Origin of the sequence: Acidisphaera sp. L21, from assembly GCF_009765685.1 — a bacterium.
Taxonomy (GTDB): domain Bacteria; phylum Pseudomonadota; class Alphaproteobacteria; order Acetobacterales; family Acetobacteraceae; genus LMUY01.
Window position 1 is genome coordinate 1 of sequence record NZ_LMUY01000041.1, and the last position, 24771, is coordinate 24771.

The 24771-nt window shown below is 67.9% G+C and carries 27 protein-coding genes; 9 read left to right on the plus strand and 18 right to left on the minus strand.

The genetic code is table 11. The features are described from left to right. Together GSQ76_RS09150 and GSQ76_RS09155 are read left to right on the plus strand one after the other, a co-directional pair. Positions 1-992: penicillin acylase family protein (locus GSQ76_RS09150; RefSeq protein ID WP_174247315.1), on the plus strand; the 992-nt coding region annotated here is incomplete at its 5' end. 117 nt (positions 993-1109) lie between these two features. After that, a complete protein-coding gene (locus GSQ76_RS09155) occupies positions 1110-2366 on the plus strand; it encodes a radical SAM/SPASM domain-containing protein (RefSeq protein ID WP_158743608.1) in 1257 nt (418 codons plus the stop codon). Positions 2367-2375: 9 nt separating this feature from the next. Here GSQ76_RS09155 and GSQ76_RS09160 read toward each other — a convergent pair whose 3' ends face one another. The 14 genes from GSQ76_RS09160 to murJ all read right to left on the minus strand — a co-directional run bounded on the left by GSQ76_RS09160 (position 2376) and on the right by murJ (position 16059). Next, entirely contained in the window at positions 2376-3539 is a 1164-nt protein-coding gene (locus tag GSQ76_RS09160) for an amidase (RefSeq protein WP_158743609.1), read from the minus strand. Next, positions 3536-5137 (minus strand): ABC transporter ATP-binding protein, encoded by a 1602-nt coding sequence (locus GSQ76_RS09165; protein ID WP_158743610.1) that lies wholly within the window; start codon positions 5135-5137, stop codon positions 3536-3538. The genes GSQ76_RS09160 and GSQ76_RS09165 overlap by 4 nt, the downstream gene beginning before the upstream one ends. Then, on the minus strand, positions 5134-5958 hold the full coding sequence (locus GSQ76_RS09170; protein ID WP_158743611.1) for an ABC transporter permease: 825 nt from the start codon (positions 5956-5958) through the stop codon (positions 5134-5136). The genes GSQ76_RS09165 and GSQ76_RS09170 overlap by 4 nt, the downstream gene beginning before the upstream one ends. Continuing rightward, positions 5955-6926 (minus strand): ABC transporter permease, encoded by a 972-nt coding sequence (locus GSQ76_RS09175; protein ID WP_158743612.1) that lies wholly within the window; start codon positions 6924-6926, stop codon positions 5955-5957. Before GSQ76_RS09175 ends, GSQ76_RS09170 begins: the two co-directional genes overlap by 4 nt. Then, the gene (locus tag GSQ76_RS09180) at positions 6926-8539 is read right to left on the minus strand and encodes an ABC transporter substrate-binding protein (RefSeq protein WP_158743613.1); all 1614 of its coding nucleotides are present in this window, start codon (positions 8537-8539) and stop codon (positions 6926-6928) included. Before GSQ76_RS09180 ends, GSQ76_RS09175 begins: the two co-directional genes overlap by 1 nt. Before the next feature lie 57 nt (positions 8540-8596). Next, complete coding sequence (locus tag GSQ76_RS09185; protein ID WP_158743614.1) at positions 8597-9769, minus strand: class I SAM-dependent rRNA methyltransferase; 1173 nt, start codon at positions 9767-9769, stop codon at positions 8597-8599. 52 nt (positions 9770-9821) lie between these two features. After that, positions 9822-10535 carry an anti-sigma factor gene (locus GSQ76_RS09190; protein WP_216850969.1) on the minus strand — a complete coding sequence of 238 codons (714 nt, stop codon included), beginning with the start codon at positions 10533-10535 and terminating at the stop codon, positions 9822-9824. Continuing rightward, complete coding sequence (locus GSQ76_RS09195; RefSeq protein ID WP_335904892.1) at positions 10532-11143, minus strand: sigma-70 family RNA polymerase sigma factor; 612 nt, start codon at positions 11141-11143, stop codon at positions 10532-10534. The genes GSQ76_RS09190 and GSQ76_RS09195 overlap by 4 nt, the downstream gene beginning before the upstream one ends. Continuing rightward, positions 11140-11466 carry a cupredoxin family copper-binding protein gene (locus GSQ76_RS09200; RefSeq protein ID WP_158743615.1) on the minus strand — a complete coding sequence of 109 codons (327 nt, stop codon included), beginning with the start codon at positions 11464-11466 and terminating at the stop codon, positions 11140-11142. Before GSQ76_RS09200 ends, GSQ76_RS09195 begins: the two co-directional genes overlap by 4 nt. Positions 11467-11476: 10 nt before the next feature. Beyond that, the gene (locus GSQ76_RS09205) at positions 11477-12418 is read right to left on the minus strand and encodes a metallophosphoesterase (protein ID WP_158743616.1); all 942 of its coding nucleotides are present in this window, start codon (positions 12416-12418) and stop codon (positions 11477-11479) included. A gap of 83 nt (positions 12419-12501) precedes the next feature. Beyond that, positions 12502-12960 carry a MaoC family dehydratase gene (locus GSQ76_RS09210; RefSeq protein WP_158743617.1) on the minus strand — a complete coding sequence of 153 codons (459 nt, stop codon included), beginning with the start codon at positions 12958-12960 and terminating at the stop codon, positions 12502-12504. 24 nt (positions 12961-12984) lie between these two features. Beyond that, the gene (locus GSQ76_RS09215) at positions 12985-13479 is read right to left on the minus strand and encodes an abscisic acid-deficient protein Aba4 family protein (protein ID WP_158743618.1); all 495 of its coding nucleotides are present in this window, start codon (positions 13477-13479) and stop codon (positions 12985-12987) included. Further along, positions 13476-14477 carry a tryptophan--tRNA ligase gene (trpS, locus tag GSQ76_RS09220; protein ID WP_158743619.1) on the minus strand — a complete coding sequence of 334 codons (1002 nt, stop codon included), beginning with the start codon at positions 14475-14477 and terminating at the stop codon, positions 13476-13478. The genes GSQ76_RS09215 and trpS overlap by 4 nt, the downstream gene beginning before the upstream one ends. A gap of 31 nt (positions 14478-14508) precedes the next feature. Continuing rightward, positions 14509-16059 carry a murein biosynthesis integral membrane protein MurJ gene (murJ, locus tag GSQ76_RS09225; RefSeq protein ID WP_158743620.1) on the minus strand — a complete coding sequence of 517 codons (1551 nt, stop codon included), beginning with the start codon at positions 16057-16059 and terminating at the stop codon, positions 14509-14511. A gap of 91 nt (positions 16060-16150) precedes the next feature. Between murJ and GSQ76_RS09230 the strand changes: the two genes are divergently transcribed. After that, positions 16151-16819, plus strand: a complete 669-nt coding sequence (locus GSQ76_RS09230; protein ID WP_158743621.1) for a DUF6134 family protein — start codon at positions 16151-16153, stop codon at positions 16817-16819. On the opposite strand, the gene GSQ76_RS09235 is transcribed toward GSQ76_RS09230, so the two are convergent. Genes GSQ76_RS09235 through tsaD form a run of 3 tightly spaced genes read right to left on the minus strand, consistent with a single transcriptional unit; the run spans position 16820 to position 19600 of the window. Next, on the minus strand, positions 16820-17770 hold the full coding sequence (locus tag GSQ76_RS09235) for an NAD(P)H-dependent glycerol-3-phosphate dehydrogenase (RefSeq protein WP_158743622.1): 951 nt from the start codon (positions 17768-17770) through the stop codon (positions 16820-16822). Next, the gene (locus GSQ76_RS09240; RefSeq protein ID WP_158743623.1) at positions 17763-18581 is read right to left on the minus strand and encodes a 23S rRNA (adenine(2030)-N(6))-methyltransferase RlmJ; all 819 of its coding nucleotides are present in this window, start codon (positions 18579-18581) and stop codon (positions 17763-17765) included. Before GSQ76_RS09240 ends, GSQ76_RS09235 begins: the two co-directional genes overlap by 8 nt. Continuing rightward, positions 18578-19600, minus strand: coding sequence for a tRNA (adenosine(37)-N6)-threonylcarbamoyltransferase complex transferase subunit TsaD (gene tsaD / locus GSQ76_RS09245; protein WP_158743624.1), 1023 nt, complete (start codon positions 19598-19600; stop codon positions 18578-18580). Before tsaD ends, GSQ76_RS09240 begins: the two co-directional genes overlap by 4 nt. Positions 19601-19644: 44 nt before the next feature. On the opposite strand from tsaD, the gene hemC reads away from it, so the two are divergent. Genes hemC through GSQ76_RS31055 form a run of 6 tightly spaced genes read left to right on the plus strand, consistent with a single transcriptional unit; the run spans position 19645 to position 24162 of the window. Continuing rightward, positions 19645-20664: a hydroxymethylbilane synthase gene (hemC, locus tag GSQ76_RS09250; RefSeq protein ID WP_158743625.1), complete on the plus strand. Its 1020-nt coding sequence runs from the start codon at positions 19645-19647 to the stop codon at positions 20662-20664. Beyond that, on the plus strand, positions 20657-21349 hold the full coding sequence (locus GSQ76_RS09255; protein ID WP_158743626.1) for a uroporphyrinogen-III synthase: 693 nt from the start codon (positions 20657-20659) through the stop codon (positions 21347-21349). Before hemC ends, GSQ76_RS09255 begins: the two co-directional genes overlap by 8 nt. Further along, positions 21346-22374, plus strand: coding sequence for a hypothetical protein (locus GSQ76_RS09260; RefSeq protein WP_158743627.1), 1029 nt, complete (start codon positions 21346-21348; stop codon positions 22372-22374). Before GSQ76_RS09255 ends, GSQ76_RS09260 begins: the two co-directional genes overlap by 4 nt. Continuing rightward, on the plus strand, positions 22374-23663 hold the full coding sequence (locus GSQ76_RS09265; protein ID WP_158743628.1) for a heme biosynthesis HemY N-terminal domain-containing protein: 1290 nt from the start codon (positions 22374-22376) through the stop codon (positions 23661-23663). The genes GSQ76_RS09260 and GSQ76_RS09265 overlap by 1 nt, the downstream gene beginning before the upstream one ends. Before the next feature lie 11 nt (positions 23664-23674). Beyond that, a complete protein-coding gene (locus tag GSQ76_RS31050) occupies positions 23675-23920 on the plus strand; it encodes an AAA family ATPase (RefSeq protein WP_216850971.1) in 246 nt (81 codons plus the stop codon). After that, positions 23917-24162 carry a hypothetical protein gene (locus tag GSQ76_RS31055; RefSeq protein WP_216850972.1) on the plus strand — a complete coding sequence of 82 codons (246 nt, stop codon included), beginning with the start codon at positions 23917-23919 and terminating at the stop codon, positions 24160-24162. Before GSQ76_RS31050 ends, GSQ76_RS31055 begins: the two co-directional genes overlap by 4 nt. Positions 24163-24166: 4 nt before the next feature. On the opposite strand, the gene GSQ76_RS09275 is transcribed toward GSQ76_RS31055, so the two are convergent. After that, positions 24167-24771, minus strand: a 605-nt coding sequence (locus GSQ76_RS09275; RefSeq protein WP_158743629.1) for an ATP-dependent Clp protease proteolytic subunit, incomplete at its 5' end; no start/stop codon positions are given.

Genomic DNA, 24771 nt, shown 5'->3' on the forward strand with positions numbered 1-24771 from the left:
GGCTGCCGATGCCGGGCTGGACTGGCGAGTACGAATGGCAGGGCTGGATCGCGCATGAGGACATGCCATGCATCATCGACCCGCCCGGCGGCGTGATCGTGACCGCGAACAATCGCGTGGTGGAGGACAGCAACCCCGATTACCTCTGCACCGACTGCCATCCGCCCTACCGCGCCGAACGGATTTTGGCGCGGATCGAGGAGTTGACGCCGTTCCGCGTGCAGGACGCTGGCACCATCCATGCCGACACGCTGTCGCCGAATGCTGGGCTGTTCCAGGACCGGCTGGCGACAATGGCCGAACCGAAAGACCCGGCGCAGGCCGCACTGCGGGCGCGGGTGCTGGAGTGGGACGGGCAGATGGCCGCCAATTCCGTCGGCGCCACCGCCTACAACGCGCTGCGCCGGGCCCTGGCAGCCATCGTGGCCCGCCGCAGTGGCTTGGCAGACGCGACCAAGCACCCCTGGTCGGCGGTATCGCCCGGCGTGTCGCCGACCGGGCAGCTTTGGTGGACCCTGCCCGCCCTGCTGCGCAGCGACGACACCAGCCTGCTGGGTGGTTGGAGTTGGGAGCAAGCCTTCGCCGCCGCCCTGTCCGAGGCCAAATCGGCCGACGGTGCGTGGGGCGAGACGCACCGTCCGCAGCTGATGCACGCTCTGTCGCATCTGTATCCGCAGGCGGCGGCGCTGCTGAACCCGGTGGCGCTGCCGATCGGCGGCGATGGGGACACGGTGTTGGCCACCGGCATCGTGCCCGGCGCCGGGCCAAGCGCCACTTACGGCGCACTATCGCGCTACGTGTTCGACGTTGGCGACTGGGAGAATTGCCGCTGGTCGGTGTTCCATGGCACCTCTGGCCATCCCGGCAGCCCACACTACGCCGACCAGAACGTGCCGTGGAGCGCCTGCGACATGGTGCCTATGCGCTATGGCTGGGAGGGGATCGTGGCCGGGGCGGAAACCACGCAGACATTGCGCCCGTCCCCCCGCTAGCGGCCGCCGATCTGCCGCGGCGGCGCAGCATTGCCTTGCGTGCCGGACCATTCCGCTTGTAAGCCGGATTGGTCCGGCATCGATCGGCTGAGGCATCGTTTTGCGGGGAAGCGTTCCATGTTCGACTCAGTTCAGACCCTCATCCGTAAAGGCAACGAAGGCCGCGACCGACGCGACTGGGGCGCCGCGCAGAAGGCCTACGACAAGGCGCTGAGGCGCAAGCCCAGGCTGGCGCATATCTGGGTGCAGTATGGGCATGTTCTGAAGGAAGCCGGGCTGGTGGCGGAGGGTCTGGCTGCCTATCGCCGTTCCGATGATTTGTTGCCCGACCAGGCCGATACGCATCTGCAGATCGGCCGCGCGCTGGGTATGCTGGGGCAGCCCGAACTGGCGCTGGATCATTTTGAACGATCGATCACCCTGGCCGGTTCGCCCTGCGATGCAGAAGGTGAGCGTCGTAACCTGCTGCGGCAGCGGCCGAGCCTGCGGATAAGGCCACCGGGCTTTCCCGAGCGGTTGCGGTTCGTAAATTTGGGCACGACCGGCACCTGCAACGCGTCCTGCGTCCATTGCCCGACCGGCAAGGCGGAAACCGCGCACTCGCCCCGCGGCACCATGCCGATGGCGATCTTCCAGGCGATCATCGACGGCATCGCCGAACACGATCTGCCGGTGACGGACCAGATTGCGTTCGGCCTGTTCGGTGACGCGCTGGTCGATCCCCTGGTGGTGCAGCGCGCCGAATATCTACGACAGCATCTGCCAAACGTGCGGCTGTCGATCAACACCAATGGCGCGTCGTTCAATGCGGCAAAGCATGCCGCCTTGTTCGGGCTGGCGGACACGATCGCCCTGCACTGCGAATCGCTGGAGCCGACGACCTACAACTACCTAATGCACCCACTGCGACTGGAGCGGGTGCAGCCGAAATTCGAGCAGATCCTGGAAATCTTTCCGGGCAAGGTGAACGTCAGCGTACCGATTAGCCGTCGCAACCGGGACGAGGCGCCGGCGATCCGCGCGTGGTTCATGGAACGGGGTGCAGCCAACGTGACGTTCGACGCGCTCAGCAGCCGCTGCAGCGACGACCTGACGCTGTTCAACAGCCTGGCCCTGGCGCCGGAACCGATCCGCTGCCCGCCCGTGATCATGGACGACCTGATCGTGGACTGCGACGGCTACGTCCTGGTGTGCTGCCAGGATTTCAAGCGGGTCGAAGGCATCGGCAGCTTCGCGGACAGTTCGTTCGCGGAGGTTATATCCGGCGCGCAACGCCAGGCCATGCGCAAGTTGCTGGCAGAAAACCGCCACGAAGCACTTGCCACGTGCAGCAAGTGCTTCGGCGACATCCGCGGCCGCTTCGTCCCTGCGTGAGCAAGGCGGTTACAGCGTCCAACGCCTTGCGACCGCCAACAGGTCCATGTCGCAGCCTCGCCCGGCAACGATCGATAGGCCGACCGGGGCGCCGTCCACATGCGCGCCGGGGAGGTTTACCTGGGGTACGCCGGTCAAACCGCCATGGCTGGTAAGGCAGGAAATGCGATCCCGCGGATAGGCGAGCGCGGAGACGGCCTGGCCCCTTAGCGGCGCCGGGAAGGGTGTGGTCGGCAGGCATAGTATCGTGCCCGGCGGCAAGAGATACGCCATGCGAGCCCTCGCTTCCTCCCGCATCAGGGCGCTGCGGTTGCGTTCGGTGTCGGTGATCAGGGAGCCCATGGCCAAGGCGCGCGCCACGCTCCAGGCGAGGCGTGGATTGGCGCGGTCCAGCCAGGGCGCGAAGGTTGCCCAGGATTCGGAGGATTGCAGGAGCCGCTGTGCCTGTTGCCAAACGGAGAGACCTTGCGGCGCCAGCAATACCGGCTCCGGCTCGCCGACCAGCACGGCCAGGCGGTCCACCATGGGCCGCAGCGCCTCCTGCACCGCCGCGTCGGCGAAGCCGAAGGCGTCCGTGGCGATCAGCAGGCGAGTGGGGAGTGCAGCCGGCATCGGGGCATCGAACACCGAGGCGCCGATGCGGGCGAACAACGTGCCATCCCGCGCGAACCAGCCGACCGTGTCGGAGGAGGGGGATTGCACGGTGATGCCGGTGAAATCGATCCGCCCCAGAGTCGGTCGGATACCGAACAAGCCGCAGAAGCTGGATGGCACCCGCACCGAGCCGCCGGAATCCGTACCCAGCGCGAAGTCGCAAAGCCCGGCCGCCACGGCGGAGGCGGAGCCGGAGGACGATCCGCCGGGCACCCGGTCCGGCGCTTTCGGATTGAGCGGCGTGCCGTCATGCACGTTTTCGCCGAGGATGCCGAGCGACACCTCGTCGGTGACGGTTTTGCCGACGATGGAGGCACCGGATTGCAGCAGCCGGTCGACGATCCAGGCGTGGTGCTGCGGCACGGGGCGCCCGGTGGCCCAATCGGGCGTGCCGCCCAACGTGGGGTAGCCGGCGACGTCGATCAGGTCCTTGACCGCGAAGCTTAGCCCTTCCAGGGGGCCTGTGGTGGCGCCGGCGACTTGGCAGCGCGGGCCGGGCAGAAATCCGTCATCGGTCATGCAGCACTCCTCTCCCATGCCGCGCCGGGAACGGCGGCGAACAGGGCACGCGTGTAGGGGTCCTGTGGGGAGGCATAGATCTCCGCCGCAGTGGCCAGTTCGACGACCCGGCCAGACCGCATCACGGCGACACGATCGCAAATCTGCAAGGCCACGCGCAGGTCATGCGTGACGAAAATCATGCTGAGGCCGAGCCGAGCCTTAATTCCCGCCAGTAATTCAAGCACCTGCGCCTGCACCGACACATCCAGCGCAGAAACGGCTTCGTCCGCCACCAAGATGTCCGGCTCCAGCGCCAGGGCGCGGGCGATGCCGATTCGCTGGCGCTGGCCGCCGGAGAATTCATGCGGGTAGCGGGCGGCGGCGGCGGCATCCAACCCCACTAATCCCAGCAACTCCCGCGCGCGCGCCTGCGCCCCCGCACGGTCCATGCCGTGGATGATCGGCCCCTCGGCAATGATGTCGCCGGCGCGTTGCCGTGGATCCAGCGAGGCATAGGGATCCTGAAAGATCATCTGAATGCGCTTGCGGAACGGGCGCAATTGGCGGCGGCCGAGCCCGGTCATGGCGTCCCCATCCAGGATGACCTCGCCGGAATCGGCCCGCACCAGCCCCGTCACGGCCCGGGCCAGGGTGGATTTTCCGGAACCCGATTCGCCGACGATGCCCAGTGTCTCGCCACGGCGTAGCATGAGGCTGACATCGTCCAGCGCGTGGGTGGCATGGCCGCGTAGGCTGCGGCGACGGTAGGTTTTCTGAAGGTGTTGCACCTCCAGCACCTGCGGCGTCTGACTCGGCGCTGCACGGGCAGGCGGGGCGAGCACTGGCACAGCGGCCAGTAGTGCCTGGGTGTAGCAGTGCTGCGGATGGCGCAGCACTGCCTCCCGCGTGCCCTGCTCCACCAGCACGCCGCGTTGCAGCACGGCGACGCGGTCGGCGATGTCGGCCACCACGCCGAAATCATGCGTGATGAACAGCACCGCCGTGCCCTGCTGGCGCTGCAGTTCGCGCAACAGGTGCAGGATCTGCGCCTGGGTGGTGACGTCCAGCGCGGTCGTCGGCTCGTCCGCGATCAGCAGTTGCGGGCGCAGGGCCAGCGCCATGGCGATCACCACGCGCTGTCGCTGCCCGCCGGAAAGTTGGTGCGGATAGGCGCGGGCGATCTGCGCCGGGTCGGGCAAATGAGTTTGGGCGAACAGTTCGAGCACCCGAACCCGGCGGTCGCGCCGGCCGAGTTTGGTATGGAGGCGCAACACCTCGTCCACCTGGCGGCCCACGCGGTGCAGCGGGTTCAGCGCGGTCATCGGTTCCTGGAACACCATGCCGATCGCAGCCCCCCGCAAGGCACGCATGCCCGTTTGGTCCAGCGTCGCCAAATCCTTGTCGCCGAAGCGGAGCGACCCGGCGCCGATGCGCACGCGGGGCGGCAACAGGCCCAGGATCGCGCGCGCCACCATGGATTTGCCGGAGCCGGATTCACCCACCAGGCAGGTGACCTCGCCGGGTTGCAAATCCAGGTCCAACTCTTGCACAGCGAAGGGGCGATCTGCGCCCTGGGGCAGTGCGATGCTCAGCCCCTGGATCGACAGCACACTCATCGGTCGCGCAGCCCGGGATTGAACGCCTCGTTCAAGCCGTCGCCCACCAAGTTGATCGACAACACGGTGGCCAGGATGGCGATGCCGGGGAAGGTGCAGATCCACCAGGCGGAGCGCAGCACCTCCCGCCCGGCGCTGATCATCAGGCCCCAACTCATCAAATTAGGATCACCCAAACCCAGGAACGACAGGCCGGATTCGAACAGGATCGCACTGGCCACCAGCAACGACCCGACCGCAACCAGCGGCGAGGCGCAATTGGGCAGGATGTGGCGGAACACGATGCGCGCATCCCCCGCGCCCAGCCCGGCGGTCGCCAACACGAACTCCCGCCCACCCAGCGATGCGAACTCGCCCCGGACCAACCGCGCGATGCCGGGCCAGGAGACGACGGCGATGGCCAGGATTTCGCTGGTGACGGCCGGGGACAAGACGGCCACCAGCAGGATCGCCAGAATGAAGGAGGGGATGGTCTGAAAGAATTCCGTCACGCGCATGATGGCGGTGTCGGTGATGCCGCGATAGTAGCCGGCGAACGCCCCGGTGAGGACGCCTAGCACCACCGCACCCAATGTGGCGGCAACGCTGACGATCAGCGACGTGCGCGCGCCCCAGACGATCCCGGCGGCAACGTCCCGCCCCAACGTGTCGGTGCCAAGCGGAAACGTGCCACCCGGCGGCTGCGTCGGCGGGCCGACCAATGCGAAGGCGCCGGCCGGGTATAGCAGCGGCGCGGCAAGCGCCATCACCAGAACGAGCAGCAATGCCAGCGCGCCCACCACCGCCAGGCGATTGCGGGCGAAGCGGGATAGGAGACTCACAACTCCACCCGGGGATCCAGAATACCGTAGGCGAGGTCGACCATCAGGTTCAGCACCACCACCACGCAGGCGGACACGATGAAGATGCCCAGCAGCAGGTTCAAATCGCGGCCCTGTAATGCGGAGAAAGCCAGCGTGCCGATGCCGGGCCAGCCGAACACCGCTTCCACGATCACTGAGCCGCCGATGAGGTTACCGGCCTGCACCCCCGCCATCGTCACCACCGGCAGCAGCGCGTTGCGCAGGATGTGGCCGAACACGATGCCACGCTCGCTCTGTCCCTTGGCGCGGGCGGTGGTGACGTAATCCTGCCGCGTCTGCTCCACCACCGACGCGCGCATCACCCGCACATACAGCGCCAGGTAGAACATCGCGAGTGACAGCGCCGGCAGGATCAAATGGCGCGCCACATCCACCACGTAGGCCCAGCCTTCGTTGAATGCGCCGATCGTCTCCAACCCGCTGGTCGGCAACCAGCCGAGCCGAATGGAAAATAGCACGATCAGCATCAGCCCCAGCCAGAATGTCGGCGTGGCCGAGGCCAGCAGCGCCAGCACGGAAATAATCCCGTCCCGGGGGCTATTGCGCCGCGTGCCCGCCAGCAGACCCAGCAGGGTGCCGCACACCACCGACAGGATGAACGCCGTCACCATCAGCAGCAGGGTCGGCCACAGCCGGTCCAGGATCAGCGACAGCACCGTCTCGTCGTTGCGGAAGGAGTAGCCGAGGTCCAATTGCACGATGTTGACGATGTAGTGCCAGAATTGCAGCGGTAGCGACTGGTCCAGGCCGAATTTGTGCCGGAGCATGTCCATGTATTCGGGCGTGGCGCTTCCGCCCTCCCCCGCCATCACCGACGCCGGGTCACCCGGGGCCAGGTGGATGAGGAAGAAGTTCAAGACCGCCACGCCGAACAGCACCGGCACCGCCAGCGCCAGCCGGCGCCCCGCGAACGCCAGCCGACGCATCAATGCTCGATCCAGGTCCTCTCGAACGCGGAATACGTGCCGAGCGGTCCCGTGGTCGCATCATGCAATTTGCGGTTGAACACGGTGACGTATTGGATCTCGGTCAACCAGATCACCGGGGAGTCGGTCACCAGGATCTTCTGGATCTTGTGATAGATCTCCGCCCGCTTCGCCGGGTCGATCTCCTGCGCGCCGGCGGTGAACAGGGTGTCGACTTCCGGGTTGCTGTAGAAGGTGTTGTTGACGAAATCCACGCCCTTGCGGATTTGGTTGGTGACGTATTGGCGCTGCACGCCGATCACCGGGTCCGACAGATTGGAGAAGAACGGCTCGCTCATCCCGTAATCGTAGTTGGTGTAGACCCGGCGCAGCCAGGCGCCGGTATCCTCGCTACGCAACGTCAAGTCGATGCCGATCACGGCCAATGCCTGCTTCAGATATTCCGCCTGGCGCTGCCATTGCTGGCCGAAGGAGTTCACCTCCAGCGTGGTGGCGAAACGCATGCCGCCCTCGCCACGCTTCAACCCGGCATCGTCCAGCAGCTTGTTGGCGATGGCGATGCGGTCCGGCACATCGAACCTCAGCACGTCATCCGTGTACAGCCCGGACGCCGCGAAGGTGGAGCTGATCGGCCCCGTTGCCGGCTTGCCGAAGCCATATTGGATGTTGTCGATGATGAACTTGCGGTCGATCGCGTAGGCGATGGCCTGGCGCACCTCTCGCTTGTCGAAGGGCGGCCGATGTTCGTTCAGCTCGATCTCGCTGATGCCGGAAAACATCTCGTAGCCCTTGCTGGTGGTATCCAGCATCGGATTGGCCTTCAGCCGCGCCACGTCGGAATAGTTGACGGCGCTAAACGCGGCGTAATGCGCCTCCCCGGTTTCCAACGCGGCGGAGCGGGTGGAGCTATCGGCGATGAAACGCGCGATGATCCGGTCGAGGTATGGCAGGCCGTTCTGCCAATAGTTAGGGTTGCGATCGAGCCGGATATACTGCCCCCGCTCCCACGAGCCGAACTTGAACGGCCCCGTGCCGATCGGCTTGTTGGCCGTGGGATTGGCCGCGGGGTCGACATTTTCGAACACCGACTTGCACAAGATCGGCGCATCGTAGCCGGACAGCGACATCATCAAATACGGCGCCGGGTGCGACAGCCGGAACACCGCGGTCAGCGGGTCGGGGGTATCCACCGCCGTCAAATCGGCCAGCACGACCGGCGCACGGGGATGCACCTTCTTCAGCACCTGCATAAAGGCATACTGCACGTCGGCACTGGTGAACTTGGCGCCGTTATGGAACGTGACGCCATCCTGCAGATGGAAGGTGATGGACAGGCCGTCGGGCGCGATCTCCCAGGATTTCGCAAGCTTCGGCGCGGGCTTCAGGCTCCAATCGTAGGTGACGAGCCCCTCGTAGATCTGCGTGGTGACGGGGGCGATGTTGCCCGCAACGGACAGGTAGGCGGCCAGCGTGGCTGGCTCGGGCTGGACGATCATCACCATCGTGCCGCCGCGCTGCGGGCTCTGCGCGTCGGCGGTGCCGGCCAGGCCCACGCTAGCCGCGCCTGCGATGAGGGAGCGCCGGCCCAGAAGGAAGCGAGAGGAAGACGTCATATGCGGGGGCAACTCCGGCTCATGGATGGCCGGGTTGGGCGTGCAATCGCTATGCCATCAGGTCAACTGGAACAGCAGCGACTTCAGGTAGGCGCTTTCCGGCAAATGCGGGTGCACCGGATGATCGGGCCCGGCGGCGCCGGTGTGGAGGATGCGTGCGTCCCGCTTTGCGCGCGACAGGGCGCTGGCGACTTGGGCGGAAAACATGTCCAGCGGCGCGTGATGGCTGCAGGACGCGACGAATAGAAATCCGCCCGGCGCCACCAGCGGCGCGGCCAAGCGTGCCATGCGGTGATAGGCGCGCAGCCCGGTGTCCTGGTCGCGTTTGGACTTCGCGAAGGCGGGCGGGTCGCACACCACGATGTCGAATTCCTGCCCGGCCAGGCTGCCCATGATGTCGAACGCGTCGCCACGCAGCGCCGTCACGTTCTGCAGGTCGTTGGTCGCAGCGGCCGCCATCGCGTGGTCCAGCGCCGGCTGGCTGCTATCCACCAGCGTGACGGATGCCGCCCCCGCCGCCGCCGCGCGCAGGCCGAAGGCGCCGATATGGCAGAACACGTCCAGCACCCGCGCGCCCTGGGCCAGCGAGGCGACCAGGCTGCGATTCACCCGCTGGTCGTAGAAGAACCCGGTTTTCTGCCCGCCCAGTGGATCGATCGGGAAGCGTACTCCGCCCTCCTCCGCCACTGCGTCGGCCTGTTCGCCGTGCAGCAGGCGCACCTCCTGCGGCAGACCTTCGTGCACGCGAGAGGCACTGTCGTTGCGGGCGACGATGGCGCGCAGGGGCAGCAAATCCAGCAGGGCGGCCGTGATCTCCGGCAACAAACGATCCATCCCGGCGGTATTGGCCTGCACCACCGCCACGTCGCCGAACCGGTCGATGATGAGGCCGGGGAGCCGGTCCGCCTCCGCATGCACCAGGCGGTGGTGCTCACCCGGTGCCACCTTGCTCCGCAACGCCACCGCAGCGGCCAATCGGGCCTGGATCCAGTCGGCCCCGATCTCAGCGGCCGGGTCGCGGTCCAGCAGGCGGGCGGCGATGAGGCTGTGCGGGTTGAACATGAAGGTGCCGAAGCGCCAGCCGTCATCGCCCTCCAGCCGCACGATACCGCCGGGCGTCCAGGACCGATGCTCCGGCGTGGTGGCCAGTTCGTTGCTGAAGGCCCAAGGGTGACCGGATTTCAGCCGCCGGTCCTGTTTCGGGCTCAGTCGCAGCAGGGGGTGTTGCATTCGGCGGGGGTATCAGGCTGCGGCCGTGGCGTCACGTGCCGTATGCACGGGGCTAGGGCTTGCGGAAATCCCGCACGAAGTCCCCCAACTCCCCCGCGTTCAGGTCGGACACCGCCCAGAAGCTCATGCCGTCCTGGCTCCAGCGCTGGAAATTATAGCCGGCGCGGGCACCGGAGGATGGCAGCCGCGAATCCACGCCGGGCCAGGCGAATAGGTCGATCACGTGTTGCCGGCTGCGATACACCAGGGCGGCTGCGGTGCGGCCGGCCAGGTAGTCGACCCGGCCACCGACCAGGGGAAATCCTTCCGCCTGGAAGTCCTTCACGGGCGGCGCGAAGGGTAGCTTGCCGTCGAACCACGGCTTCACCGTGTGTTGGTCGGTAGAGACGACGTCCATCAGATGCCCGGGCTGCAGCGCCCGAATGTGGGCGAACACGACGGCGTCCGGCAGCGCGCCACCACGGGGCAACACCATCACCAGCGCCAAACACGCCGCGATGGCGAAGCCGGCCCCGAACGCCAATGCCGGGACCCGGCAGCTGGGCCGCTTCGGGACGAAGCGCGCCCGTAATGCAGCGGGCGCGGCGTAGCGCGGCGCGTCCTGCCGCAGCCGGGTGGACAAGGCCAGCAGTCGTGTCTGCACTTGCGCACACTCGGCGCAATGCATCAGATGCGCGCCGACGCGGGCGGCCTCGGCGGGCTGCAGCTCGCCATCGACATCCGCCTGCACCAGCAACTGCATCTCCTCGCACCCATCGCTCGTCACAGGCCTTGTCCTTCCACGGACGCATTCATCAGCATTTGGCGCGCCCGCCACAGCCGCGACATCACCGTGCCGACGGGAACGCCGACGATTTGGGCGATGTCCTTGTACGACAACTCCTCCAACTCCCGCAGGACGATGCACTCGCGCAAATCGAGCGGCAATGCGGCGAGCGCCGCTTGCATCGAGTCGACGGCTTGGCGCCGGGTCAACGCAATTTCCGGATTATCCGCCGGGTCGGGCAGGTCCAATTCGGCGATATCGGCGGCGCCCGTGGACGGTTGCCGTGCGGACAGCATGGTGTAGGCGACATTGCGCACGATCCGCATCAGCCAGGCCCGGCCGTCCCCGCCGCGAAACGATGGGAAATAGGCCAGGGCGCGCACCATTCCGTCCTGCACCACGTCCTCCGCCAGGGCCGGGTCGCGCACCAGCCAACGCGCCAGGTTATGTGCTGCGTTCAAATGGGGCAGCACCACCTGCTCGAAACTCGGCGCGTCGTTAGCGGGCCGGGCCGCGGGCCGCTGTGGAATGCCCCATTTCACTGGCCGGCGTTCGTCAGCGGACGACTCCCTTGAAGGCGGGCCCAGCAATGCGGACCAGGCGATCACCGCACGATCACGCTGCCCGTCATATGCGGGTGGAGCGAGCAGAAATACGTGTACGTTCCAGCTTTGTCGAAAAACCGGGCGTAGCTATCGTCCGTATCCAGCGGCGGCGATTTGATCGCACGGGGATTGGCGGCGTCGACCACCGTATGGGGGATGTCGTCGCGATTGGTCCACACCACCCGCGTGCCCGGCGCGACCGTGATCTGCGCCGGGGTGAAGGTAAAATTGTCGATCGTCACCGCCGCATCCGGCACGCTGGCCGCGGCGGAATGGGCAAGCAGCATCGCGCAGCCCAGCAGGGCCACGAAGCGAACCCGGGTCATGTGCGTGCCCCTACGCTGCGGCGCCGAGCGGCGTGTCGATGATGGCGAGCGGGCTGTTGATGTGGATCTCCGACACTTTGGCGATACCCAGCATGCTGTGCAGTTTGCCGGGGGGCACATCCTTCATCGGGCCCGGTGATGGCGCGCTGCCTGGCGCGGGTTGCGGGAACGCGGTCGATCGCGCGGTGTGGAATGCGATATTGCCCTCCACCTTCTGCATCACCTGGTGGATATGCCCGTTCAGCACGGTCACCGAGCCGAAACGGCGCAGCATGGTCAACGCCTGCTCGCTATCCGCGGTGCCCCAGCCCCATTCCTGCGCCACGGTCCACAGCGGAATATGCGCGAACACCACGATGGGCTGGCTCGCTGCGCGGCCGTGCAGATCCTTGCCCAACCAGGCAAGTTGATCGGCACCCAAACTCCCCATGCCGCCGGCCTTCAGGTCCTGCACGTTGTTCAGGCCGATGAAGTGCACGCCGTCCTGGTCGAACGAATACCAGCCGCGTGGTCCGCCCTTGGTGAAGCGTTCGAAGAAGCCCTTGCCGTCATCCACCAGCACGTCGTGCTCACCGGGCACGTAATGCGTGTCGAGCCTGGCCTCGCGGATGATCTGGTCGGCAGTATCGAACTGCGCGTCCTTCGACAAATGGCTCACGTCGCCGGTGTGGATCATCATCGACACGCCGGCCTTCTGCGCGTTCACCAGCCCGATCGCCTCACGCAGCGTGCCCGGCGTGTCGGTGTTGGGCGCGTTGGCGAAACCGATATGGCTGTCGCTGATCTGCAGGAAGGTCAGGTCCTTCGTCGGCGTCGCCGCCTGCGCGCTGCCGATCAAACGCGATCGTGGAATGCCGCCACTGACGGTCCAGAGCACGCCCGCCCCGGCCCACACCATGCACTCCAACACACCCCGGCGCGAGGTGCCGTGGCCGTCCTGCTCGTCGCTCATCGGTCCGCTCCATTTGCTGGTCTGGAGTGATGACCGGGCGCACCCGCGCTTTATTCGCGGGCGTTACAATTCTTTGTGTGTTGCTAGCCGCGTGTGCGCGCCGGCACCTGCGTGAGCACGGTGAAGGTCATGACTTTCACGCCGTGCTGGTTGCTCACCTCGGTTAGCGTCTTGACGATGCCGCGGTCCGGCTTGCTGGCGGATCGGCGGACGGACAGGATTTCCCGCCGCGTCGTTAGGCTGTCGCCGGGGCGGACTGGTTGTAACCAGCGCAACTCGTCCAGGCCCAATCCCAGCAGCGGTGTGTTGCCATAGGGCTTCATGTCGATGAGCTGGCGCATGATCAGTGCCGAAATGTGCCAGCCGCTTGCGATGAGCGAGCCGAACGGGCTGGCGGCGGCGGCCACCGGATCGGTGTGGAAGGGCTGCGGGTCGTATTCGCGGGCGAAGGTCACGATCGCCTCCGCCGTTACCTGGATGGGCGCGCCGGTCGTCACGTCGCCGGGTGAGACGTCTTCCAGGAACCGGTCTTCACTCGCCATGGTCGCTGCTCCCTTTGGTGGGTCCTAAGCACTCTTTTTAGCGCGTGCCGCTGCCGGCCGCGTGGCGGGCGACCGGGCGGCGGGCCTGGCCGCGGTGCCTTCCCGCCGGGCAAAACGAATGGCCTGGAATAGCAGCCAGCCCGCGGGGCCGAAGAAGAACAGCAGCGGCAGCACTGGCACCAACAGGATGCGGGGCATGCGATCCTCCAGGAATCGCTCCACCACCATCACGCCGATCAGCAGGTCGAAGGCCAGATAGTGCAGCCAGCCCGCCAGCATCACCTGCGGCTGGCGGAACATCGCACCGACGCCGGCCAGCGAGCCGAAATCGACCGGCGCCCCGCTCCAATGCGTGACGATGAGCACGAGGTAGGCGACGGCGAGCAGCAGCGGCACGAACCCGCCGCAAAACCGCTCCAGCCCCCGGCGCCAGTTCAGCACGGCGGCCACCGCCAGCACGATCCAGGCGATCACCGCGCCGAAATTGGCGATCCGGAAGACTGCCTCCAGCGAGGTCACCGCCGGAACTTGAGGAAGCCGACCAGCCGCTCCGCCTCGTCCACGATCGGGTCGGCGATGGCGGCGGCCTTCGCCGCACCTTCGGCCAGGCGACGGTCGATCGCGTCGGGATCGGCTAGCCAGCGGCGCGTCTCGGCCGCGATCGGGGCGAGCTTTTCCACCACCAGGGCGGCCAGTGCTTCCTTGAACGGACCGAAGCCCTTGCCGCCGTGGTCGCGCAGCACGCCAGCGTAGTCGCTGCCGGTCAGCGCAGCGTAAATGCCGACCAGGTTGCGTGCCTCGGGCCGGTTCTCCAGGCCGCGCGGATCTTCCGGCAGCGGCTCCGGGTCGGTCTTGGCCCGGCGGATCTTCAGCGCGATGGTGTCGGCGTCGTCGGTCAGGTTGATGCGGCTCTGGTCCGAGGGGTCGGACTTGCTCATCTTCTTCGAGCCATCGCGCAGCGACATCACCCGGGCGGCCGGACCCAAGATCATCGGCTCGATCTGCGGGAAGAACTCGCGACCGAAATCGTGGTTGAACTTCTGGGCGATATCGTTTGCCAGTTCCAGATGCTGGCGCTGGTCGTCACCCACCGGGACGAGTGTGGCGTGATAGGCATGGATGTCCGCCGCCATCAGGTTCGGGTAGGCGAACAGCCCGACGGACACGTTCTCCCGGTCCTTGCCTGCCTTGTCCTTGAACTGGGTCATCCGGTTCAGCCACCCCATGCGGGCGACGCAGTTGAACACCCAGGCCAGCCTTGCATGGGCGTGCACGGCCGATTGGTTGAACAGAATGGACCGGTCGTCGATCCCCGCCGCCAGCAGCGTCGCCGCCATCCCCCGCGTCGCATCCGCGAAGGTCGCCGGGTCCTGCCAGGCGGTGATGGCGTGCAGGTCTACGACGCAGAAGATACAGTCATGCTGGTCCTGCAGCGCCACCCAATTGACGATGGCACCAAGATAATTGCCAAGGGTCGGGACGCCGGACGGCTGAATGCCGGAGAAGATGCGTTGCATGCCCGTGTTCTCTCCGCGCCGGGCTGGCCGGTCAAGCGGCCCGTGGGCGTCGCCGTAGCCGGCCGAGCAATTCCCGGCCCTCGAACGCGCCCAGCACGAGGCCGACGACGCCGTAGACAGCCGATCCGGCGCCCACCAACCCGGCCAGGGCGGCCCAGCGCATTCCGCCGGCCAGGTCGACTGGGTTGAACAGGTGGGTCTGCACCAGCCACAACGTCGCCGCCATCGCTACCGCGGCTAGGCCGATCCGCGGCAGGCGGCGGCGCAGGCGGGTATCCGCTACCAGGAAGCCCTTGCGATGCAGCATCAGCGCCAGCATGCCAACGTTGAAGATGGCGGCCAGGCTGGTGGCGAGCGCCGGGCCGATATGCTGCAGCGGGATCATCAAAGCCAGGTTGAGCGCGAAGTTCAGCACCAGCGTTATCATGCCGATCCGCACCGGCGTGGTGGTGTCGCTGCGGGCGAAAAAGGCGGGGGCCAGCACCTTGACCAGCACGAAGAACGGCAGGCCCAGCGCATAGGCAGCCAGCGACTGCGACGACAGCAGCGCGGAATGCAGGTCGAACGCGCCGCGCTGGAACAGCACCGCCAGGATCGGGTAGCCGGACACGATCAATGCCAGCGCCGCCGGCACCGTCAGCACAAGCGCAAACTCCAGCGCCCGGTTCAGCGTGGTGATGGCGGCCTGCGGGTCCGGCCCGCGAACCTGGCGCGACAGCAGCGGCAGCAGCGCCGTGCCCACGGCGGCGCCGATGGTGCCCAGCGGCAACTGGTTCACCCGGTCGGCATAATACAGGAGCGAGATCGCACCAGGCGGCAGCAGGCTGCCGACGATGACGTCCACCACCTGGTTCAACTGCATGGCGGAGGCGCCCACCAGCCCCGGCAGCATCCGGCGCAGCAGGATCCGCATCGCCGGGGTCAGCCGTGGGCGGGGGATCGCCATCGGCATGCCGGCCTGCCGGGTCGCCCACACCAGCAGGGCAAGCTGCGCCACCCCGGCGATCGACACGCCCCAGGCCAGCGCGTGGCCCACTGTCGGCACATACCGCGTCAGCAGCAGCATCGCGGCGATGGAACTGATGTTGTAGAGCATCGGCGCGGCGGCGGCGGCGGCGAAATGGTCCAGCCCGTTCAGCACGCCGGATAGCAGAGCGGCCAGGCAGATCAGGATCAGGTAGGGGAAGGTAATGCGCGCCAGGTCGACGGCGAGCTGAAATTTCCCTGGCTCGTCAACAAAGCCGGGCGCCAGCACGTGCATGATGCCGGGCATGAAGATCTCGCCCAGCACCGTCAGCCCCAGCAGCCAGAACGCCAGCACGCTGATTGCCTGCTGGGCGAAACTCTTGGCGGCCTCGTGCCCCTCCGTCGCCAGCAGGCCAGTGAACTCCGGCACGAACGCCGCGTTGAATGCGCCCTCCCCGAACAGGCGGCGAAACATATTGGGCAGCTTGTTGGCCACGAAGAACGCGTCCGCGACCCCGCCGGTGCCAGCAAGGGCCGCGATCAGCATATCGCGCGCGAAGCCTAGCAGGCGGGACCCCATGGTCCAGCCGCCGACAGTGAGGATGCCGCGGAGCATGCGGCAGGGCTTTAGCCCGGATTGGGCCGCGGTGGGAACTAGCCCCGGCAAACTCTATCGGCTAACCCGGTTCTATCCGTAAGGTGAGCGCGTGACATTAAAACCGGCTTGCACCGCCTTGTTCGCCCTTGCTGCCTTCGCCGCGCCCCACAAGGCCCATGCCGCAGCGCCCTTGCCAACCTGTCCGGTCACGAACGGGAAAGTGGCGAGCTACGACATCGTGCGCAACGGCAACGTCATTGGGCATGAGTCCTTCCGCTGGGCGATCAACGGCCCGGACACGACCGTCACGGTGGACGTCAACGCGTCGCTGCACGCGCTTGGCATCCGGGTGTACCATTACGAACACCATGGCGAGGAAAAATGGCATGCCGGCCAACTGGTCGCGCTAGCGACCAATACCGATGATGACGGCATCCCACGCCACGTGCAGGTGGTTCGCGACCCGGGCGGGGCCTGGCATGGCATCGTTGGCGCGCAACCCGGGCCGGGGCCGCTGATCGACAGCAACGTGTGGAACGACCAGATCGTCCAGCAAAGCCGGCTGTTGAATCACGAAACCGGCGAGGTTGTGCCGCTGCACACGAGTTCTGCTGGGGAGCAGTCGGTGAAACTGTCCGATCGCCAGGTGACAGCCACGCAATACGAGCTGGCCGGCCCGGTGAAAGGGACCGTCTGGTACGATGGCAACGGTTGCCTGGTGCAGGCCATGTTCCACACGAAGGTTGACGGGTCGCTCATCGAGATGCAGGCGCGCTAGCTACTCCTCCGCCTCCGGCCGGCTGAGAAGTGTGCCCATCGCAGTCGGCACGTCGGCCGCCCCGCTGAGCACATCGACCAGCGCGGCGGTGATGGGGCAAGACACGTCGCCGGCGCGGGCGAGCAGGGCTGGAGCGGCATCCATCCCCTCCACCGCGGCGCCGATCGCTGCGCGCGCCTCCGCCGCCGTGGCCCCACCGCCGATGGCGAGGCCGAGGCGGAAGTTGCGGCTGGCGGCGCCGGCACACGTCAGCATCAGGTCGCCGATGCCGGATAGGCCGCTGACGGTTTCGGCCCGGCCGCCCAGAAACACCGCCAACCGGGCGATTTCCGCCACGCCGCGGGTGACCAGGGCGGCACGCGCGTTCTCACCCAGCCCGGCGCCGATCGCGATACCGGCGGCAATGGCGATGACGTTCTTCGCCGCCCCGCCCACCTGCGCCCCGATTGGGTCGGCGCTGCCGTAGAGGCGGTAGCTGCGGGTGCCGAGCAGTCCCGTCAGCAGACGGCGCATCGCCGGGTCGGTGCAGGCCAGGATGGCGGCGGCGGGCAGGCCGCGCGCAAGTTCATGGGCGAAATTCGGACCGGTGAGGATCGCGGTGGGCACGCCGGGCCGGAGCGCCGCAGCCAATTCGCTGGGGAAAAGCTGGCTGCCGCGTTCCAGCCCCTTCATGCACAGCACCAGTGGCGCGTCGGGCAAATTCATCGCCAGGGTGGCGCGCAAGTGCTGTGTTGGGGTTACCAGCAGCACGGCATCCGCGGTGATGGGGATCCTGCCGGTCACCTCCAGCGTGTCCGGCAGGATAATACCAGGGAGGCGCGGGCTTTCGCGGGTGGCGAGAATGGGGGCCGGGTTGCGCGCCCACAGCGTCACCCGATGCCCGGCGCGGACGCAATGCAAGGCCAGCGCGGTGCCCCAGGCGCCGGCGCCGACCACCAGGATGTCACTCATCGGTCACCCGGTCGGCCGACCAGCCTTCGCCAAACTCGCGATCGCCGAGCCGGTCCAGCAGCGCAGCGAGAACAGCGGGCCACTCCTCGTGCCATCGATAGGGCGGGTGGCGGACCAGCAGGCCGTTACCGTTGAGCCGGGCGGGGTCGGTCGGGTCACGCAGCCACAATTCGGCGGCGACCACATCGCGCACGCCGGCCAGCCGGACTGCCTCATGCAGGGTGCGCACGGGGGCGCGGTGCTTGATCGGGTACCAGGCGGCGACGATCCCGGTGGGAAAGCGGCGCGCGATGGTGGTGAAGGCCTCGGCTACCCGGGTGTGCTCGCCGGGGGCTTCATAGGGCGGGTCGATCAGCACCAGGCCGCGCTTGGCGCCCACGGGGGGCAGCAGCGCGCCCAATGCGGCGTAGCCGTCGCGCAGGTGCACGCCCACTTGGGGGTCGCCGGCAAACTCCCGGCGCAGGGTGGCCGCGTCCTCGGGGTGCAATTCGCAGCACACCAGCCGGTCGCCGGGGCGCAGCAATTCGCGGATGATGATTGGGGAGCCGGGATACAGGCCGGCCGCCTCCACCACCGAGACATAGTCGGCCAGGGCCGCGGGCGGCTGGTGCAGCAGGCGGGCGATGCCGGCGCGCCATTCTTCCGTTCGCTCCGCGTCACCGGACAGGTCGTAGCGGCCGGCGCCGGCATGGGTGTCCAGCACCGCGAACGGCGCCGGCTTGCGCGCCAAGGCCTGCAGCAGCCAGACCAGCAGAGCGTGCTTCATGCAATCGGCGAAATTGCCGGCGTGGAAGGCGTGGCGGTAATTCATGCGCCTGCCATTTCCTCCAGCGGCCAGCGCGGCCGGGGCGCGACCGCAAACCCATCGGCCAGGCCCAGCCGCAAGCGTTCGATCCCTGTCCAGGCCACCATCACGGCATTGTCGCCGCATAGCCGCAGTGGGGGCGCGATCATCGGCAGGCCATGCGCCGTCGCGGTGGCCGCCAGCGCTTGACGGACGGCGGTATTGGCCGCCACGCCACCGGCCACGACCAGTGCGCGGGCCCCGGGCATCGCCGCCAGAGCGTTGCGGGCGCGATCGGCCATCACCTCCGCCACCGCGGCCTGAAACCCGGCGGCGACATCGGCCGCATCCTGCCGCGCCAAGGCACCTTGCGGAAATTTAACCACCACCTGGGCCACTGCCGTCTTCAGCCCGGAAAACGAGAAGTCGCAGCCGGGTCGGCCCCGCAACGGACGAGGGAATGCGAAACGCGCCGGGTCACCGTCGGCGGCCAAGCGTTCGACATGCGGGCCGCCGGGCCAGGGTAGGCCGAGCAGCTTGCCCACCTTGTCGAACGCCTCCCCCACCGCATCGTCGATCGTGCCGCCGAGGCGGCGATACTGGCCAACGCCCTCGACCGCCACACATTGGCAATGCCCGCCGCTAACCAGCAGCAGCAGATAGGGAAACGTCACTTGATCCGTCAGCCGGGCCGTCAGCGCATGCGCCTCCAGATGATTGACCGCCACGAACGGCAGGCCCGCCGCCAACGCCACGCCCTTGCCCAGCCCGCTGCCGACGATCAGCCCGCCGATCAGCCCTGGCCCGGTGGTGGCGGCGACGCCACCAAGGTCCCCCACGCGCAACCCGGCACGGCTCAACACGTCCGTCACCAGGCCGGGCAGATGCAGCAGATGGGCGCGGGCTGCGATCTCGGGCACGACGCCGCCGAAGCGGGCGTGGTCGCGCTGGCTCAGCACAGCCTCTGCCAAGACGGCGCCGTCCTCGGCCAGCACTGCGGCTGCCGTCTCGTCGCATGAACTCTCGATCCCCAGCACGGGACGCATCGGATGGGCTTTCCAACTGTTCCCGGGGGTAATAGGACACGGCCATGCCAGACGCGAACCCTCAAGCCGCGGCGCTCACTCCGCGGGTCCGCCCGCACGAGCGAACCCTGCCCCTTCGGGTGGGCACGCGCGGCTCACCGCTCGCCCTGATTCAGACGCGATCGTTCCTGCAGCGCCTACAGGGATTCTGCCCGGTGCTGCGGGGGCTGGACGTGTTCCAGGAACACATCATCCGCACCACGGGCGACAAGGTGCAGGATCGCTCGCTGGCGGAGATCGGCGGCAAAGGACTGTTCGCAAAGGAAATTCACGAGGCACTGATCGACCGCCGGGTCGATTTCGCGGTGCACAGCCTGAAGGATCTGGAGACGACGATGCCCCCCGGCATCGTGCTCGCCTGCACGCTGCGGCGGGAGGATGCGCGGGACGCGCTGATCCTGGGTCCGACGTGCGACGCCGCCGACCCGGCCGATCCATTCGCCGCATTGCAGGCCGGCGTGGTGATCGGCACCAACTCCGTCCGGCGGCAGGCTCAGTTGCTGCACGCCCGGCCCGACCTGCAAACAACCCTGCTGCGCGGAAATGTGCAGAGCCGTATCGACAAGATCCTCGGCGGCGCGGCCACGGCCTCGTTCCTGGCGCTGGCGGGATTGCGGCGGCTGGGGATCATGGACGCGATCCCCGCAGGCCTCGCCATCATGCCGCTGGACCCGGATGCAATGGTGCCATCCGCGGGGCAAGGCATCGTGGGCGTGACCGTGCGGGAAGACGACACCGATCTGCGGGAGCTATTGTCCGGGATCGAGGACCCGCAGGCGCGCGCAGTTTCCACCGCCGAACGGTCGCTGCTGGCATTGCTGGACGGGTCGTGCCGGACGCCGATCGGCGGCTATGCCCGGTTCCTGCCCGACCACCGGCTGCATCTGGTGGGGCTGGTGGCCCGGGCCGACGGCTCGTTCCTGCTGAAGCGGAGCGTGCACGGCGCCCCGGCCGATGCGGCGGCGATGGGCGCCGAACTGGGCCGTAGCCTACGCCTGGACAGTCCCGGCGACCTCTTTGACTAGTCAGCTTATTCTGGTGACCCGGCCGGAGCCAGGCTGCACGGCAACCGCCGCGCGACTCGCTGCGCTGGGCCACCGTCCCATTCTCGCGCCGTTCCTGACCGTGCGGCCATGCCGGATTCCGTTGCCACCGGCCGACCGGCTGCAGGCCGTCATCATTGCCAGTGCCCGCGCCACCGTTTTGCCCGATGCCTATGTGGAACTGCCGCTGCTGGCGGTGGGCAATGCCACCGCCGCCGCGGCACGGGCTGCCGGGTTCGCCACCGTGCACAGCGCGGATGGCGATGCGGGCGCGCTCGCTGCGCTGGCGATTCGGTCGTTACACCCCAATAACGGCCCGCTGTTGCTGGCCACCGGGCGTGGCCAGGGCACGCGGCTGGCCGCGGCGCTGCGGGCCGACGGGTTCCGGGTTCAGCGGCGCGCAGTTTACGCCGCCGCCGCCATCCGGCAGTTTCCGCCGCATGCGGCAGAGGCGATCCGGGAGGGCCTGCATGCGGCCCTGTTCTTCTCTGCCGAAACCGCGAGGGCGTTCGCCCGTCTACTGCCGCGCAGCCTGCGGGATCAGCTTGCCCGCACCAACGCCGTGGTGATCGGGCGGCAGGCGGCCGACGCGTTGCAGCACTTGCCGTTTCGCGAACTCCGTGTCGCACTGCGGCCAACTCAGGATGGGGTTCTGGCTCTCCTATGACCGACGAAACACCGAAGACCGCGCCGGATCTGGCAGCCTCCCCACTCTATGAGCCGGCGGCCGAGCCAACGGTGCATGCGGCCCCGGCAGAGCCGCCGAGATACGAGCCCGCCCCGGTGGTGGAGCGGCCGTCCAACAACGCTCCGCTCATCGGCGTGGTGGTGCTCGCCGTCATCGTCGTGGTGGGCGGCATCGCGCTGTGGCGCAGCGCCGCGGGGTCGGCCGACCAGGTGGCCGCGTTACAGAACCAGTTGAGCGCGCTGCAAGCCCGGCTCGCCAGCGTGGAGGCGCGGCCCCTGCCACCGCCGCCGCCCGATACGCGCCCGCTGGAACAGCGCCTGACCACGCTGGAGCAGAAGCCGCCGCCGCTGGCGCAGTTGGGTCCAGAGTCCCAGCAGCAGATCGCCGGTATCTCCAGCCGCATCGACGGAGTCGCCGCCCGGCAGAACGAGTTGGGCGTGCGCGAGCAGACCGATGTCGCCAAGCTGAACGATCAGGTCGGCGCGCTGAACTCCCAGATGTCGGTCGTGACGAAGGCCGGCACCGCGATCACCGCCCTAGCCGATCGCCAAGCCCGCACCGCCCGGCTGCAAATGGCGAACGTGGCGCTGCAATCCGGCAAGCCGCTGGGCGAGATCCCGAGTGCGCCGCCGGCGCTGGCCGCCTTTGCCACCAAGCCGCCGCCGACCGAGGCGTCGCTGCGCCTGTCTTTCGACAAATCGGCCGACGACGCCCGCGCCGCCGGGCAGCCGCCGAAAGACACGACGCCGTTCCTCAGCCGCGTGTGGAACAAGGCGCAGGCCGGCCTGGTGATCCGCCAGGGTGAGCACGTGCTGGTGGGCGACGCCGTCACCGGCATTCTGGAGCATTCGCGCCACCTGCTGGATGCCGGCGACCTGCCCGGCGCCGTGTCTGCCCTGGATGATTTGACCGGCCCCGCCGCCGCCGCAATGGCGCCATGGCGGGCGCAGGCCCAATCGCTGCTGGACGCCCGTGCAGCGCTGATTTCCGCGGCGAACGGCTGATGCGCCGCATCGTCTCGTTCCTGATCGTCACGGCGATCCTCATCGCGCTTGCGTGGTGGATCGCCGACCTGCCCGGCACCGTCGGCGCATCGATCGGGGATATCGCGGTCCGCCTGCCCACGTCCTGGGCGCTGGTTGGGTTCCTGGTGCTGCTGGTGGTCCTGTACATCGTCATGCGGCTGATCGTGATGGTCGTTCGCCTGCCGTCCCGCACCAAGCGCATGCGCAGCGCCCGCGCGCAGAAGGCCGGGTCGGAGGCTGTGACCAAGACGCTGCTGGCATTGGCCGGCGGTGATTCGGAAACGGCGCGCCGCCAGGCCCAGCGCAGCCGCTCGTTGCTGGGCGACACGCCGCAAACCCTGCTGCTGGCCGCCTATGCCGGGCGCCAGGCCGGCCAGTTGGAGGAAGCCGACACCGCGTTCAACCTGCTCGCCGGGCGCAAGGATGCGGCGTTCCTGGGCTATCGCGGCCTGTTGCAGGGCGCCATCGCCCGTAGTGACTGGGACGCAGCGACCACGCTGGCTCGCCAGGCGGAGGAAGTGAACCCCGGCGCCCCCTGGCTGCGGGCGGAACGTGCGCGGCTGGCCACGCGCGCCGGCAATTGGAAAGAGGCGCTGGCCCTGTCTGGCGCCGGCGACCCGCGCACTGTGCTGGGCGTTGCGGCGGCCGATGCCGAACCGGACTCCGCCCAGGCGCTGAAATTGGCTAAGCAGGCTTGGCAGACCAACCAAGCCTTCACCCCCGCCGCCCTGTCCTACGCCCGTCGGCTGCGGGAGCGCGGGAAGGACAAGCGGGCGCTGATGGAAGTGCTGCGCGTCACCTGGGGCCTGGCCCCGAACCCGGCACTGGCCGAGTTCGCGCTGGCCCCCATCACGGATCCGCTGATGCGCGCCTCCCGCGTTGCGACCCTGGCAGCGGCGGCGCCCCAGCATGGGGAAACCTACCTGATGCGCGCGCGGCTGGCGTTCGAGGTTGGGAACCTGACCGATGCCCGCGCCCATGCCGAGGCGGCGCAACGGGCCGGACTGGACCAGCGCCGGGTGTGGCTGCTGCTGGCCGACATCGGGGAGCGATCGGGCGACGTCGTCGCGACGTCCGATGCGCTGCTCCATGCCGCCTCCGCCGACCTCGATCCGCAATGGCGTTGCGAGGCTTGCAGCACGGCGCATTTGGAGTGGCACCCGGTCTGCAGCAATTGCGGCGCGCTCGGCCAGATCGGGTGGGGCGGTGCTGGCACCGGCAGCGCGCGGTTGCAGATCGCCGCCGCGGGCGATCCCATCCTGCCGTAACGGGGCGGCCCTTGCAGCGCGTCGTCGTCATGGGGCCGCCGGGTAGTGGGAAGTCGACCCTGGCGCGACGGCTGGGCGCGCAGCATGGCCTGCCGGTGTTCCATCTGGACCAGGCCTATTGGCAGCCAGGCTGGATCGAAACGCCGCCAGCCTTGTTCCGGGCGGAGGTCGAGCGGATTGCCGCCTTGCCCGCCTGGGTGATCGACGGCAATACGTCGACACGATCGAGCCGCGATTTCGCGTCGCGGACACGGTGATCTACCTGGACATTCCAGCCTGGCTGTCGGTGGTGCGCATCGCGCTCCGCATGGCGGCGCAGTATGGCCGGGTTCGCAGGGATGCGGCGCCGGGTTGCCCGGAGAAACTCGATTGGGGGTTCTTCCGCTTCGCCTGGAGCTTCAACCGCATCCGCCGGGCGCGGAATCTGGCGATCGTGAACAGCTTTCCCGGCCGCAAGATCGTGCTGACCAAACGGCTCATGCGGCCGAACAGCGTCTGATCGCTCAGTCCAGGAACAGGATCCTTGCGGTTTGGCCACCGGGCATCTTCAGGTCGCTGACGCTCTGGATGATGCCGTATTCCTGCGCCTCCTCTGCCGTGTAGAACACTTCGCCCCGGCCGAAACTCGCCACCTGGTCGTCGGTCAGCTTGGTGCGTTCGCGGTAGATTTCGCCCTGCGCGCCTTCGATGTTGGCCAATTGCACCTCGCGATCGCGGATTTGCTGCTGGTTGGCGTAGCCGGCGAAACTGCTCTGCGTCGGGTGGAACAGAAACCGCGCCGCATGATCCGCCGAGCGGTCCTGCCCGGCGAGGAACAGCAAATTCGCCGCCGAGGCGACCAAGCCCTGCGCATGGGTATCGATTTGCATCGGCAGCGCGCGGATGAAGCTGTAGGTGGTGATCGCCTCCAGCGTCAGCCCGCCGACGGAGTTGATGCTCAGCACGACCCGCGACACCCCCGCTTCCGCCAGCGTCGCCAGTTCGCGGCGCAGGGCCTTCATCGAGTTCAGGTCGACCGCCTGGTCGAAGAATAGGTAGTAGATCTTGGTCCGGTCGATTGCCCCGACCGTCGAGGGTCGCGCAACGATTGCCGGGGCGGGCGGCGAGG